The 14,623-nt window shown below is 43.8% G+C and carries 17 protein-coding genes; 8 read left to right on the forward strand and 9 right to left on the reverse strand.

The window, feature by feature from the left end:
- Positions 1–28 precede the first annotated feature (28 nt).
- Complete coding sequence (locus tag B9T38_RS02590) at positions 29–505, reverse strand: RNA pyrophosphohydrolase (RefSeq protein WP_086195300.1); 477 nt, start codon at positions 503–505, stop codon at positions 29–31.
- A gap of 182 nt (positions 506–687) precedes the next feature.
- On the opposite strand from B9T38_RS02590, the gene B9T38_RS02595 reads away from it, so the two are divergent.
- The gene (locus tag B9T38_RS02595) at positions 688–1,338 is read left to right on the forward strand and encodes an HAD family hydrolase (RefSeq protein WP_086195301.1); all 651 of its coding nucleotides are present in this window, start codon (positions 688–690) and stop codon (positions 1,336–1,338) included.
- Positions 1,339–1,609: 271 nt separating this feature from the next.
- Complete coding sequence (locus B9T38_RS02600; protein WP_086195302.1) at positions 1,610–1,855, forward strand: DUF2789 domain-containing protein; 246 nt, start codon at positions 1,610–1,612, stop codon at positions 1,853–1,855.
- A 52-nt stretch (positions 1,856–1,907) separates the two neighbouring features.
- Here the strand turns inward: B9T38_RS02600 and ovoA are convergent, their stop codons facing one another.
- From ovoA to B9T38_RS02615, 3 genes are all read right to left on the reverse strand, one after another.
- Complete coding sequence (gene ovoA, locus B9T38_RS02605; RefSeq protein ID WP_086195303.1) at positions 1,908–4,124, reverse strand: 5-histidylcysteine sulfoxide synthase; 2,217 nt, start codon at positions 4,122–4,124, stop codon at positions 1,908–1,910.
- Between the two features lie 147 nt (positions 4,125–4,271).
- A complete protein-coding gene (locus tag B9T38_RS02610; protein WP_086195304.1) occupies positions 4,272–5,144 on the reverse strand; it encodes a LysR family transcriptional regulator in 873 nt (290 codons plus the stop codon).
- 206 nt (positions 5,145–5,350) lie between these two features.
- Complete coding sequence (locus B9T38_RS02615) at positions 5,351–5,596, reverse strand: DUF2061 domain-containing protein (protein WP_086195305.1); 246 nt, start codon at positions 5,594–5,596, stop codon at positions 5,351–5,353.
- A 200-nt stretch (positions 5,597–5,796) separates the two neighbouring features.
- On the opposite strand from B9T38_RS02615, the gene B9T38_RS02620 reads away from it, so the two are divergent.
- From B9T38_RS02620 to leuB, 5 genes are all read left to right on the forward strand, one after another.
- On the forward strand, positions 5,797–5,988 hold the full coding sequence (locus B9T38_RS02620; protein WP_086195306.1) for a hypothetical protein: 192 nt from the start codon (positions 5,797–5,799) through the stop codon (positions 5,986–5,988).
- Between the two features lie 249 nt (positions 5,989–6,237).
- Entirely contained in the window at positions 6,238–7,671 is a 1,434-nt protein-coding gene (gene leuC / locus B9T38_RS02625; RefSeq protein WP_086195307.1) for a 3-isopropylmalate dehydratase large subunit, read from the forward strand.
- A gap of 23 nt (positions 7,672–7,694) precedes the next feature.
- The gene (gene leuD, locus B9T38_RS02630; protein WP_086195308.1) at positions 7,695–8,345 is read left to right on the forward strand and encodes a 3-isopropylmalate dehydratase small subunit; all 651 of its coding nucleotides are present in this window, start codon (positions 7,695–7,697) and stop codon (positions 8,343–8,345) included.
- A 105-nt stretch (positions 8,346–8,450) separates the two neighbouring features.
- Complete coding sequence (locus B9T38_RS02635) at positions 8,451–9,014, forward strand: hypothetical protein (RefSeq protein ID WP_086195309.1); 564 nt, start codon at positions 8,451–8,453, stop codon at positions 9,012–9,014.
- A 44-nt stretch (positions 9,015–9,058) separates the two neighbouring features.
- The gene (gene leuB / locus B9T38_RS02640) at positions 9,059–10,138 is read left to right on the forward strand and encodes a 3-isopropylmalate dehydrogenase (RefSeq protein ID WP_086195310.1); all 1,080 of its coding nucleotides are present in this window, start codon (positions 9,059–9,061) and stop codon (positions 10,136–10,138) included.
- A 61-nt stretch (positions 10,139–10,199) separates the two neighbouring features.
- Here the strand turns inward: leuB and B9T38_RS02645 are convergent, their stop codons facing one another.
- The 3 genes from B9T38_RS02645 to infA all read right to left on the reverse strand — a co-directional run bounded on the left by B9T38_RS02645 (position 10,200) and on the right by infA (position 11,485).
- Positions 10,200–10,601, reverse strand: a complete 402-nt coding sequence (locus tag B9T38_RS02645; RefSeq protein ID WP_086195311.1) for a hypothetical protein — start codon at positions 10,599–10,601, stop codon at positions 10,200–10,202.
- 141 nt (positions 10,602–10,742) lie between these two features.
- On the reverse strand, positions 10,743–11,123 hold the full coding sequence (locus B9T38_RS02650) for a hypothetical protein (RefSeq protein WP_086195312.1): 381 nt from the start codon (positions 11,121–11,123) through the stop codon (positions 10,743–10,745).
- Between the two features lie 140 nt (positions 11,124–11,263).
- Positions 11,264–11,485, reverse strand: coding sequence for a translation initiation factor IF-1 (infA, locus tag B9T38_RS02655; protein WP_001284370.1), 222 nt, complete (start codon positions 11,483–11,485; stop codon positions 11,264–11,266).
- 231 nt (positions 11,486–11,716) lie between these two features.
- Here infA and B9T38_RS02660 point away from each other — a divergent pair, with 231 nt between their 5' ends.
- Positions 11,717–12,724 (forward strand): AraC family transcriptional regulator, encoded by a 1,008-nt coding sequence (locus B9T38_RS02660; RefSeq protein ID WP_086195313.1) that lies wholly within the window; start codon positions 11,717–11,719, stop codon positions 12,722–12,724.
- Positions 12,725–12,805: 81 nt separating this feature from the next.
- On the opposite strand, the gene truA is transcribed toward B9T38_RS02660, so the two are convergent.
- Both truA and B9T38_RS02670 read right to left on the reverse strand, forming a co-directional pair.
- Positions 12,806–13,603, reverse strand: a complete 798-nt coding sequence (truA, locus tag B9T38_RS02665; protein ID WP_086195314.1) for a tRNA pseudouridine(38-40) synthase TruA — start codon at positions 13,601–13,603, stop codon at positions 12,806–12,808.
- Between the two features lie 12 nt (positions 13,604–13,615).
- On the reverse strand, positions 13,616–14,584 hold the full coding sequence (locus B9T38_RS02670; protein ID WP_086195423.1) for an asparaginase: 969 nt from the start codon (positions 14,582–14,584) through the stop codon (positions 13,616–13,618).
- Positions 14,585–14,623: the final 39 nt, after the last annotated feature.

Genomic DNA, 14,623 nt, shown 5'->3' on the forward strand with positions numbered 1-14,623 from the left:
ATCTGCATTTTCATGCAATTTTTTCGAGCTAGAGCGAGGGTAACTGCTGACACAGTTCCACCATCGCCCTTCGGTATACATCGCGTTTAAAATTCACGACCTGACCTAATGGGTACCAGTAACTTACCCATTGCCACTGGTCAAACTCTGGTGGGTCTGACAGGTCCAGCTGAATATGCTTTGCTGGCGCTGTCAGCCTGAGTAAAAACCACTTCTGTTTTTGACCAATACACACCGGGTCCGAATCCGGGCGTATATATCTTTGCGGCAAACGATAACGCAGCCAACCTTTTGTTTGCGCTACAATTTGAACATGTTCGGGCAATAAGCCAACTTCTTCTCTCAGCTCACGATAAAGTGCCTGTTCGGGGGATTCTCCAAACTGGATCCCTCCTTGCGGAAATTGCCAAGCATTGTGTCCAATGCGTTTTGCCCATAAAACTTGTCCAATGTCGTTTGCCAAAATGATCCCGACATTCGGTCGGAAACCTTCTGAGTCGATCATTTGGCTACCTAAATCTTCTGTAATGTATGGCTTTTTGTTCGGGGATTGTTATTTCTATATCCATCTCGAAAAAAAGCACAGCTTAAATGTTAAAAATTGCTATGATCTTAACGAATTTCTATCGACTAGCGGAGATAGATTTACAATTTTTTTCTTAAATTTCAGTTTTTACGAGTATTTTCATGAAATTGGCTTTATTTGACCTCGACCACACCTTATTAAATACCGATTCAGATTATTCATGGGGTGAGTTTTTAGTAAACGAGGGTTTAGTCGATCCAATCCGACACCGTCAAATGAATGACAAGTTTTATGAAGACTATAAAGCAGGGCAACTTGACCCGATTGCCTATAACGAATTCGTCTTTGAATTTTTAACCCAGCATGATAATGATTATTTGACTGAATTACATGAATTATTCATGAAAAAGGTCATTCGTCCACAAATGCGCCCAGAAGGTTTTGCTGCCATTCAAAAACACCGTGATGCAGGACACGAGCTGGTCGGGATTACCGCAACCTCCGATTTTATTACGGCACCGATTTTTCACGAGTTTGGTATTACTGAAATTATTGCCACCAATGCAGAAGTGGTGGATGGCAAATATACCGGTAAAGTCATCAATACTGCATGTTATCAAAAGGGTAAATTGATCCGTCTGGAACAATGGCTGCAAGGGCGCGATATTGATGAGTCATGGGCCTATTCGGATTCATTTAATGACCGTTTCCTGCTGGAATATGCCGATCATGCCATTGTGGTCAATCCGGATGAGCGTTTGGAGGCTTTGGCCAAAGCGCAAAACTGGGAAATTCAGGACTGGTCGATTTAGGCAATTTGTTTTGATGGAGGGGAGAGCTGTATGGAATATGGTTATTCTCTCTGCTTTAAAAGTTAAAAATAAAAAAGGATTGCACCGAAATCCTTGCATGTTTGTAGATAGTGTCTACCGATCTACTAAACCGGATGGAATGTTTTATATCGACTAAGGGACGATAAAATAAGCCTTACTATGATTATGCCTTTACCGTATAGTAGACTGAAAGCAAAAGGGTAAAAAATAAAATTTATAGTTTGAAATTGAAGAACAATAGGAGAGAAGAATGAGCCAAACACGTCCAAGAATGACCAATCTTTTTGAGCAGTTAGGGTTAGATTCCAGTGAAGAGGCGATTGCCCTGTTTATTGCCACGCATCAGCTCAATGCTCAGACCAAAATTACTGAAGCGGAATATTGGACTGAAGCACAGCGCCAGTTTTTAGCAGAAAAAATTAAATCCGATGGTTCATGGGCCATTATTGTTGACCAGTTGAATGAATCCTTACATGAAGATTCAGTGATTCAATAAAGATCAAAGCGAAATAAAACCAATCCTCAGATTGGCTTTTTTGATAAAGGGTTTATTTTACCCGTTTCCATAGCGTCACTTGAGATAACGTATGTTGATATTTACGTGCGGTTTCACGAATCACAAATGCCACATCCTGAGGTTCATCGAGCATTTCAAAGTGTTCTTTTAAAAGTTCAGTCATGCCATCTAGCGTACTGAAGTTTTCCCCATCTTTTTTAAAACCACCGAGCCATTCACTAGGTGAAGTATGTTCCTCCAGCCACGTATAGGGGGAGGCCAGCATTAAAATGCCTCCCAGTTTTAAACGTTGATGGATTTCGGCTAAGAAATCTTTGGGATGATGCAGGCGGTCAATCAAATTTGCAGCCAGAATAAAATTGTAATCAGTAAAATGAGGTTTTAAATTGCAGGCATCGGCCTGGAAAAATTCGACCCGATCTGCATAGGTATCTAGACCCAACTCTTTTAAGTTACAGGCTTTATATTCCATCAGTTCACCTTCAATTGGCAGGGTATAATGTAGCGTTTCACCTTGTGCCAGCTGTACCGCCTGCTGAATAAAGCGCGCGGAAAAGTCCAGTCCTGTGACCTGATCAAAATAAGCTGCCAGTTCAAAGCTGGCCCGACCTGTGGCACAACCGATATCCAGTGCCTTCTCTGTCACAATATTCTTTAAATAAGGTTGTGCAAGGTTAATCAGGCTTTGGGCGAAATTGGGCACGTTAAAATATTCTGCACCGTACTGAAATTCTAAATATTGCGAGATCATCTGGTCAGTTTCATACTGCGATTGAAACTGTTGAAGTTTTTGGGAGGCAGCGACATAGCGGAATCCGGCATGCTGGAAAAAATGTCGGCGAAAAGCATAACGAGAGCTGTGCAAAGCCTCATTGCCAGCCGAAATCCAGGAACCGCCTTTGATTAGATTGTGTTGCCCGTCAAAGGTTGGGGTGCTGAAATCATCATAGATCGGATGCACCTGAAAACCGTCAAAAGGGTAAATCGGGGTTTCAGTCCATTGCCAGACATTGCCCTGAATATCAAAAAAATCACCCTGCTGAAAATGATTGACCGGGCAGGGGCTGGTTCCATATTTCAGTTCGATATTGGCCTGTTCTGGACTGGGCAGGTCAGGATCCAAACCGGCCACATCATAGAGCCGATACCACTCATCTTCTGTTGGCAAGCGAATACTTTGACCGGTTTTTTCGGCTTTCCAGTTGCAGAAAGCTTTAGCCTCAAGATAATTCACTTCTACCGGCCAGTCCCAAGGCATGGGGATTTCCTCCAGCATCAGCCGCAGTGACCAGCCATCAAGGGTTCTTCTCCAGAAGCTGGGGTGCGTAGCTTGAGAGAATTTCAGCCAGGCTTGTCCTTCTGCTGTCCAGTAGCGGTCAGTTGAGTAACCCCCATCTTCCACAAAACTGAAGAATTCCTGATTGGAGACCAGATATTGTGAAGCCTCAAAAGCGGCCACATCCGCCTGATGCTGGCCATATTCATTGTCCCAGCCATAAAAGTTACTCTCGAAAGTTTTGTTCAGGTTGATCTGTCCTGCAGGAACAGCAAGTAGGGTATTTTCCGGCGCAATGCCCGTGATGATCTGGGCATGCCACTGCGGATGATTGTATACATAGTCCAGCTGCTGCTGGCGAATCAGGACTGATGAAGTTTCAAGATGAATCCGTTCATGTTCAATGCCCATGAGGATCGACCACCACGGATGTTGCCAGTTCAAGGGTAAAGTCAGAGGGGCATGCTTAATCAGATTTAGTACCAGTGTCCTGACCTGAGTACGATAAGCTCGGACTTCTTCTACACTCGGCCAGGCATAATGCTGCTCATTCAGATCGTCCCAGCTCATTTCATCGACCCCGACAGCAAAAATGCTTTCCAGCTGCGGGTTCAAACGATTGCTGATTAGTTTGCTGAGCAGCAGTTTATTGATAAAAAAAGTCGCCGTATGGCCAAAATAAAAAATCAGCGGATGACGTAAAGAGATGGGTTTAAGGTAATAGGCTGCATTATTTTTCAGACAGTCAAACAGCCGTTCATAGCTGTCAAAAGTATTGAGGAAATAATCACGCAAGCTGTGCCGTGCCGTGGCTTCATCAGTAAAGTTTAAATCCGGCGTAGGCAACAAAGAAATTTGAGCGCTTTGCCATATATGTGGAGCATCGACATCGGCTTTGACTGGGTTGGTTTTAGATTGGGTTGTTTCAGGTGAATTTGTTGTAGATATTGTTGGTGATGAATCCCTCAGCATAGCCCCATACTCCTTCGAATTCTTTTGCACATTTAAAACATCTTGTTTTATGTGTTTTATTTAAAAGTACTCGAAAGCTGTGCCGCTGTGCTGAGGATTAAGGTAACAAAATGCTGCATCCATGCAGATGCAGCACTAGAGCTGGTTTTAGTTGAGATGGGAGTTTTTCATCATGGCCACCAATTCCTGTACGGCACGTGACTGGGTACGCCCCGGATGCCAGACCATGCCTAGTTGACGTTGCATTTGCACATTAATATCCAGCATTTGCAGATCCTGATTCAGCAGGGTTTTCGGTAATACCGACCATCCCAAACCAATTGAAACCAGCATGCGGATGGATTCAAGTGGATTGTTGCTCATGGTGATTTTCGGTTTAACCCCTTGCTTTTCAAACTCTGCCAAGGTGATTTGCGTGGTATAGGTTTGCGAGGCTGGCAACAGGCTCGGATATTGAATCAAATCTTCCAGACTCAAATGCTTTTTTTGCGCCAATGGATGAAAAGGTGCCACCACAAAGACTAGTGGATCATTCCAGATGGTCACATAACTCAAGCGTTCATCACCTTTCGGTGGGAGGGTTAAAAAGGCCAGCTCCAGGTCACCCGCCAGTACCTGTTCATGCGCCTGTTCCGAGTCAACAAAATGCACATCTAAAGTGACGTCAGGAAATTTTTGCACATAATTGCGCAGGTGCTGCGGCAGGTGATGCAAGCCAATATGATGACTGGTGCCAATTTTAAGTTTGCCTTGCACCTGTTCCTGTTCGTGACTGAGGGTATGGTGAATATCGCCCAGTTCATTGAGCCAGTTTTTCACTTTTGGTAATAAGGAATGGGCAGCGTGCGTCGCCTGAACACCACGACCAGCAGACTCAAACAGTTTCACGCCAAAGTATTCTTCAAGACTATGAATTCGTTTGGTCACAGCAGGCTGGGTAATAAACAATAAATCGGCGGCCATAGAAATAGAACCGGTTTCCATGACTTTAATGAATGCTTCAAAGGCAGCAAGATTCATAGGGAGATATCTGGTTATATTAAAGTTAAGTAATTATAAAATATTTTTATAACAAAGGGGGCGTTTCATCTTAAAAAAGACCGTAAAAAAAATGTATACAGATGTGAACTTAAAAGGTAAAAATAAAAAAATCACCCCATATGAATGGAGTGATTATAAAGAGGAAGCGGACAAGCCATGATCTCTAGTTTGGGCCGATGCAGCGTTTAGATGACTATATTATTATTGCTATTCTGTCTTTGAGCTGGCTTGGCTTCCCAGATTTTTTCATGGAAGAAGAATGCGATTGCCTGAATCGTCGGCTCAAGCAAACTGAGGGTTACTGCCATCCAGATACTTCCTGTGACGAAATAACCGACCAACATGGCAATGGTGATGTGCATAATGTAATAGCTAAAGGTTTTCTTGAACATACGCTGGTTGTTATTAACAAATTTTTGAATATGAGCCATGGTTTGTTCCTCAATCTTTGCCTCGGGATATGAATAAATGATAATCAGTCTTATTTAATTTGTAAAAACGAACATTTTTATATTTTTAATCGGTTTTGTGAATTATTTAACTGGTTAAACTGAACCATCAATACAACAACAGGGGAATGGTATCGCCTAGAGATATTTGTTTAGAGATACTTTTCTGGCAGGGTGAACATATGGATATTAAACACATCAAATACCTCCTTGATATTTTTGAGGAAGCTGTGGAAAAACGCAGTCAGGTCTATGAAATTGCCGATGATGAAAATGATGAAAATCAGGCTGCCGCCGAATGTGGTGCAGCGAAAGCAGAACTCATCCGGGCAATTGAGCAGCTTATCGTAGCGAAAGAAAACCCGTCGGGCTAAATCCAGTCCGCATCATTCCTTGCACGGCGCTTTAAATATACCTGATTTGTTAAGTCTGAGCATAAGGAGATAGCCGTGTGGTTTAAAAACCAAGAGATAAAATTTTGCCAAAAGTCAGGGTTTTAATAAGGTTAAAATTAATTCCAAAAAGTTTTTAAACTAATAAAAATGATAAATTAGATTTATGTGAATACGTGGTTATAATCGAAGTTAATGAAAGCATTACCCAGTTCTATGGAGCGCGTCGACATGGCAGGCAATACCCCAAAAGCAAAAACTTTATATGATAAATTGTGGGATGACCATTTAGTAAAACAACGCGATGATGGCTCAGCCTTACTTTATATCGACCGTCATTTATTACATGAAGTAACTTCACCACAAGCTTTTGAAGGTTTGCAGCTTGCAGGTCGTCAACCTTGGCGTTTAAGTGCCAATGTAGCTACGCCAGACCATAATGTGCCAACTTCAAAAACCGAGCGTGAGCAGGGTATTGCCGGTATTGAAGATGATACTTCACGTATTCAGGTGCAAACGCTGGATGACAACTGTAAAACTTTCAATATTGTTGAATTTGATATTAACGATATTCGCCAAGGGATCGCACACGTGGTTGGGCCTGAGCAAGGTTTGACTTTGCCGGGCATGACTGTGGTGTGTGGTGACTCGCATACGGCAACTCATGGTGCATTTGGCTGTTTGGCGCACGGTATTGGGACTTCAGAAGTTGAACATGTATTGGCGACCCAGTGCCTGGTTCAAAAGAAAATGAAGAACATGTTGGTGCGTGTTGACGGTAAATTGGGTCAGGGTGTTACACCGAAAGATGTGGTCTTGGCGATTATCGGTAAAATCGGCACTGCAGGCGGTACCGGTCACGCGATTGAATTCGGTGGTCAGGTGTTCCGTGACATGTCGATTGAAGGCCGTATGACTGTATGTAACATGGCGATTGAAGCCGGTGCCCGTGTCGGTATGGTCGCTGTCGATGACAAAACCATTGAATACGTGAAAGGCCGCAACTATGCACCGAAAGGTGAGCAGTGGGATGCTGCTGTAGCCTATTGGAATACTTTGCACTCTGATGAGGGCGCGCATTTCGATACCGTCGTGGTGTTGCAAGGTGAAGAAATTGAACCGCAAGTGTCTTGGGGAACTTCTCCTGAAATGGTGATTCCGGTGTCCCAAGCGGTTCCAACGTTGGAACAGGCCAAAGATGACGTGCAACGTAATGACTGGACCCGTGCTTATCAATATATGGGTTTAAATGCCGGTCAGGCATTGGCAGACATTCAGTTGGACCGCGTATTTATCGGTTCTTGCACCAACTCGCGGATTGAAGATATTCGCGCTGCCGCTGAAGTGATTAAAGGCCGTAAAGTAGCTGCTTCAATCAAACAGGCGATGGTGGTTCCGGGTTCTGGTTTGGTAAAACAGCAGGCTGAAGCTGAAGGCTTGGATAAAGTATTCTTGGAAGCTGGTTTTGAATGGCGTGAACCGGGCTGTTCAATGTGTTTGGCGATGAATGCAGACAAATTGCAACCGGGCGAGCACTGTGCCTCAACTTCTAACCGTAACTTCGAAGGTCGTCAGGGCAATGGCGGTCGTACGCACTTGGTGAGTCCTGCGATGGCAGCTGCTGCAGCGATTGCCGGTCATTTCGTTGACGTACGTACGTTTTAATTTCGGCTAAAGGAGCAAATGACATGAAAAAATATACCGTTGAACAAGGTATCGTTGCACCATTAGACCGTGCCAATGTCGATACAGATTTAATTATTCCAAAGCAGTTTTTGAAATCGATCAAACGTACCGGTTTTGGTGAAAACTTATTTGATGAATTGCGTTATCTGGATGAAGGCTACCCGGGCCAGGACAATTCAAAACGTCCAAAGAATCCTGATTTCGTTTTGAACCAACCGCGTTATCAAGGCGCGACAGTGTTGATTTCTCGTGCCAACTTCGGTTGTGGTTCTAGCCGTGAGCATGCGCCATGGGCGTTAAACGAATACGGTTTCCGTACCGTGATTGCACCAAGCTATGCCGACATTTTCTTCAACAACAGCTTTAAAAACGGCATGTTGCCAGTGATCTTGTCTGAAGAGATCGTCGATCAGTTATTTAAGGAATGTGCTGCGACAGAAGGTTATCAGTTAACCATCGACCTGGAAGCGCAGGAAGTGCGTACACCATCGGGTCAAGCGTTTAAATTTGAAGTCGATCCGTTCCGTAAACACTGCCTGTTAAATGGTCTGGATGATATTGGCTTAACTTTACAAGCTGCAGATGATATTCGCGCTTATGAAGAAAAGACCAAACAGTCACGTCCGTGGGTATTTCAGGAAATTCACGGTTAGTTGCTTGAATTTTCAGCGCTAGTAGTATCGCAGCCTAACTCTTGCTAATATCAGATCCATAAAAATATTTAGTTGGCTTTATTTGGTGAGGGTTGGGCTCGAACAATGACAAAAGTTTACGGTCAGCTTGCTGTACTGGGTCTTATGGCCGCATCCTTAAGTGCATGCCAAAGTATTGATACAGTACGAATTAAACATGTAAAAGAAACTGAAAGTAGCAAAACAAATGCCTTAATTTACTGTGCGGGTACTGCAAACTGTGAATTTGAACGTTTAAACAAAATTCAAATTATTGATGCAGCACAGCGCCGTGTGAATAGTGCTGCGGTTGAATCGGGTATTTTACGTTTACAGGCGAATTCCTTAAGTCAGCCGAATGCGTTATATCTTTCAATCCCTCCCGGGCAACATGAACTGGTGATCCGCTTTTATCCGATTTCCAAGGATCGTGCCGAAACCCTTCATGTTTTTCACAAGTTTAAGCCGAAGCAGCGTTACATTTTTAAAATGTACCGTGAACGCAACAAACAGCAGGGCAGCTTGCTGAATGTATCTGCACCTGAACCCTTATGTGTAGATCTCCTGCAAGAACACAAGACAATCCGACGTTTCTGCAGACCCTATAATGCCTTGACCGGTCTGGGCGAGTTTGTGGAAAAGAAAATTTAAAATCCCGTCGATTTAATCTATCGACTTCATAAATGGAAACACTCATGTCAAAACATATTTTGATTTTACCAGGTGATGGTATTGGTCCTGAAATCGTAAAAGCAGCTGAACAGGTGCTTGCACGCGTGAATGAAAAATTCAATCTGGGTTTGACTTGGGAACAGGGTTTATTGGGTGGTGCAGCGATTGATGCACATGGCGAACCGTACCCTGCCGTTACGGCAGAACAGGCAAAACGTGCGTATGCAATCCTGCTCGGTGCTGTCGGTGGTCCAAAATGGGATACGATTGAACGTTCAATCCGTCCTGAACGTGGTTTATTGAAAATCCGTTCTGAATTGAATTTATTTGCAAACTTGCGTCCTGCAATTCTTTACCCACAACTTGCCGGTGCTTCAAGTTTAAAGCCTGAAATCGTTTCTGGTCTGGATATCCTGATTGTGCGTGAACTCACTGGTGGTATCTACTTCGGTCAGCCACGTGGTATCCGTGAACTGGAAAATGGTGAGAAACAAGGCTTCAACACTGACGTTTATAAAGAGTCAGAAATCAAACGTATTGCCAAAGTGGCGTTTGAAATGGCGAAACTTCGTGGTGGCAAAGTCTGTTCAGTCGATAAAGCCAACGTACTTGAAGTGACTGAATTGTGGAAGCAAACCGTAACCCAGTTACATGCTGAACAATATCCAGAAATTAACCTGTCGCACATGTATGTCGACAATGCAGCAATGCAATTGGTACGTGCGCCTAAACAGTTTGACGTGATCGTAACCGGTAACTTGTTTGGTGATATCCTGTCTGATGAAGCAGCGATGCTTACAGGCTCTATTGGCATGTTGCCATCTGCATCACTGGATGAAAATGGTAAAGGCATGTATGAGCCATGTCATGGTTCAGCACCAGACATTGCAGGCCAAAACATTGCCAATCCGTTAGCGACCATTCTTTCTGTAGCAATGATGCTGCGTTATACCTTCCGTGAAGAAGCCGCAGCGCAAGCCATTGAAGATGCGGTAGGCAATGTACTGGATCAGGGTTTACGTACTGGCGATATCATGTCAGAAGGCAATACTCAGGTAGGTACAGTTGAAATGGGTCAAGCAGTGGTTACTGCATTGAACTAAGTTCGCCTGACAGAAAAAACGCAGCCATGAGCTGCGTTTTTTTATGGCTTTTCAGAGTGTTTTAACAGGTATGGCCAGTGTAATGAACCGATGTGGCAATGTTGTGTTCTAGGCGATAGATAATTTTACATTGCAAGTTGATATCATAGCTTTGTGCTCGGGGTGTAACTTGTATAGGGATATGACCTGCATCGATATCGGTAGGGTTCTGTACCATCGGTACCGGAATGGTGACGGGACGAATGACGGTATAAGTAAGCGTCTGATCATTCGCGACAGGCGCTAACACCTGCTGGTAACCTATGCTGTTCAAATCCAGCTTAGCTTGAATGCTTTGACTGGTCTGCCCGATGAATTGCTGTAAATAGGCATCACGCTGCATAGCGGTTGTCGTGGATGTTGTCGTGCATGCAGTGAGTAAACTAAAAACCGTAAAGTATCCTAAAATCAGTGTGAATTTCATGAGTTGTCCTCACACCAAATAAAATCAGTTTAAGTTAAGCAAATTGCAGGCAGAAATACTGTTGTGATTTGATACACGGTACAGAGAGGTGTAGCCATGATGCTAAGCCCTTATTCAATCTGATATAGACCCTCTTGGCAATTAGCAAGCTCTACCAGTATAGCGAATGGATTGAACTATTTCGTCTTTCAGGTTAAATCCTACCTGACATTCCATCTTGATATTGTAGCCACCATTTGAAGGGGTAGGCATCGGTGCACCCATCGAAATACTGTGACTAATATTGGGCGTGCCCATTGGAATATTCATATCACGAACAATGGTATAGCTGAGCAATTCTGCTGTCTGAGTGGGCTCTTGAGTGGTTTTAAATCCCATTTTATTCAGGTCAAGCTGGCTACGAACTTGTGCTGCAGTTTGACCAACATATTGTTGTAGAGACTGGTTAAGATGATGAGAACCACCTGTTTCACATGCTGCGAGCATCAGGCAGGAAAATAGGGTTAAATATTTTATTTTCATCTTTTTTAGCATATCTGTTTAATTTTAATTAAATTATAGTCGTTAAATGATCAAACCGTGTCAAATTATTTTATTGAATAATAAAAACTGAAGGCAATAAAAAAGCCACTCAAAGGTGGCTTTCATGCTTTCGCTAAAACTTAGCGTGCACGGTAAGTAATACGACCCTTGGTCAAATCGTAAGGTGTCATTTCTACTTTCACACTGTCGCCGGTTAAAATACGAATATAGTGTTTACGCATTTTACCAGAGATGTGGGCAATCACTTCGTGACCGTTTTCTAAACGTACACGGAACATAGTATTAGGAAGCGTCTCGGTGACAACGCCTTCGAACTCGATGAGTTCCTCTTTATTGGCCATAGCCTACCTGAATGAATAAATTGGAAAGGCGCAAATTATAGTCAATTTTTTTGCATAAAACAAGGCGCAATGCGGCTTTGCTCGTTCATCTGTCAGTTAAATAAGCGAACCCTCCGTATACAGATTTTCTGTAAAAAAGCCTATTGTCATGTTGTCAGTTTGGTCAATCGCAGTTAATCTAAAATCAATCTTTTTAAGTATAAATGAAGAACATACAAGGAAGGTCTTTGCGTGGGTCAGCTAACTGATGCATCAGTTGTTTTACGATTGGGTTATCAAGCCATCCGTCGTGCAGGTTTGCCAACTGAAGAAATTTTAATGAAAGCTGGTGTGGCCTTAAATCAGGTCGAAACCAATGACCGTACCCCGCTTAGTGCTCAATATGCGTTTTGGGTGGCTGCGGAAGAGGTCAGTAAAGATCCCGATATTGGTTTGCATTTGGGTGAACACCTGCCTTTATACCGGGGGCAGGTGATTGAGCACCTGTTTATTTCCAGTGAAAACTTTGGTGAAGGCCTCAAACGTGCACTGGCTTATCAGCGCCTGATTAGTGATGCTTTCCATGCCAAACTGGTGATTGAAGATGACCGTTGCTATTTGACCAATGGTGAGCAACCTTGGGGCGAAAATATCGTTAATCGGCATTTTTCCGAATGTGCACTATCCGGCGTATTGCGTTTTTTCAAGTTTATTACCGAAGGTCGTTTTCAGCCGATTTATATCGATTTTAATTTCAGTCAGGGTGCACCTGATGATGAATATTTCCGGGTCTATGAATGTCCAGTCAGCTTAGGGCAAAAAGAAACCCGTTTATATTTCGATCCTGCAATTTTAGATTACCAGTTATGGCAAGCAGAGCCAGAGCTATTGCAGTTACATGAGCAACTGGCGATTGAAAAGCTGCAGGAGTTGGCACGTTATGATCTGGTCGGTGAAGTGCGCCGCGCGATTGGTTCGACTTTAGAAAGTGGCGAAACCACTTTGGAAACCGTAGCCACACATCTAAATATCACGCCGCGCCGTTTACGAACGCAGCTGAGTGAAGCCAATACCAGTTTCCAGCAAATTCTTTCGGATTATCGCTGTCGATTGGCGAAAAAGCTTTTGGCCAATACGGCAGAAAGCGTGGAACGGATTGTGTATCTGACCGGATTTTCCGAGCCGAGCACTTTTTATCGGGCCTTTAAACGCTGGACCAATGAAACGCCAGTGGAATACCGAAAAAGGAAGCAGCGGTAATTTTTGAATCCTCCCCTAACCCCTCCTTTAATAAAGGAGGGGAACTCCTCCCTTTAAAAAAGGGAGGTTGGGAGGGATTTCTTATTCCGGCATATTCAGCCAATGCGGGCCTAATGGCATTTTCGGCAGATCAAACTGTTCCGGATAATCAGCGTGGATAAAATACAAGCCATCCGGTGGTGCGGTAATTCCTGCTGCTTTACGATCTTCAGCGGCAAAAATATGGTCAATATGGTCAACTTCATACATGCCCTGACCGATTTCCAGTAAACAGCCCATAATGTTGCGTACCATATGGTGCAAGAAGCCATCTGCCTGAATATCTAACACCAGATAACAGCCATGTTGAATGAGGCGACAATGTTTGACATGCCGAACCGGCTGATTGGACTGGCAGGCTGCGGCACGGAAACTTTCAAAATTATGCGTGCCTTCAAATTTTTTCGCCGCAGCAATCATCTTCTCCACATCCAGCGGATAGTAGGCATGCGTGACCTGTTTATGCAGAAGCGCAGGGCGCTGCGGATTGTTATAGACGACATAGCGATAGCGGCGTGCCTGAGCTTTAAAGCGGGCATGGAAATCGCTGTCCATTTCCTTGATCCACTGGAAGGCGATATCTTTAGGAAGCTGACTGTTTGCCCCCATCAGCCAGCCACGAATCGGGCGAATAGCATTAGTATCAAAATGCGCGACCATATTGGTGGCATGGACCCCGGCATCGGTACGACCCGCACCATGTAAGATGATCGGTTCATCGGCAATTTTGCTCAGTACTTTTTCAATGGTTTCCTGCACGCTTGGAACGCCAGGCTGTTGAGTTTGCCAACCTCTATATCGAATGCCACAAAACTCAATACCGACTGCAAAACGTTGCATACTTACCTCAAATTACACGTGATCATGCCAATGTGCCTGCCATTGGTCTACAGCGTCGTATTGTAAATACATTTTCAGCGCTTTTGCATAAAGATCTGCATGTCCCAAACAGTCATTCAGAAGAATATGGGTCTGCTGGATCCATTGGCTGATGGCATAACGCTGATCAATACCACCAAAAGGCACCTGAGTGGTGAGAATTACGGCACAGCCTGCTTGTTGCAGTTTTTGAATGCAAGCAATGAATGGTTTATTCACAGCCAGGTTGCCTGTGCCGAAACCTTGTAAAATCAGGCAGTTTGGCGGTACTTGGCAAATGGTTTGCAGATTGGCAATTTGCTGAGCCAAATCCAGCGGTTGCATCATCAGGCTTAAACAGTTAAACCTCGCTGCCTTTTGGAGATCATTGTCATGAACTATATAGATGGAGCTGTGGGAAATGGGTTCCGCTGCGTTTTTACCGCTAAAGGCATCCAGTTCTGTGGTATGGATTTTTAATGCCGTCTGTGCATGTACTAAATGATGATGAAAGGCTAAATAAACTCCCACCGGATATTTAACTACACAGTCCAGGGCAAAGTTTAAATTATCAATGGCATCAGTAAATTCACGGGTATTGTCTCCCGCAGTATTTAACAGGGGGTACTGGCTGCCGGTCATGACCACATGCGCGGATTGACCCAGAAAGCGTGACAGCACCGCACTAGCATAACTGAGGGTGTCGGTACCATGAATAACCACAAAATGCTCAAACTGCTGTAACTGAAGTTGTTGAATAGATTGAACCAGTTTTAGCCAGTCTGTGGCTGTACAAGCACTACTGTCCTGAATGACTGGTGCAACAAAACATTCGATCTGCTGATCGAGAGGGAGAACATGTTGCAGTTTCGGAATAAATTGCTCAGCTGGCATAGGGCTGAGTGGATCACCAATACAGCCAAATGTACCGCCCATATAGATTAACGCTATTTTTTTCATCATAAAAAAAGCAGCCAAGGATGACTGCTTTATAGTAGATCG

Source organism: Acinetobacter sp. ANC 4218, assembly GCF_002135245.1.
GTDB lineage: Bacteria > Pseudomonadota > Gammaproteobacteria > Pseudomonadales > Moraxellaceae > Acinetobacter.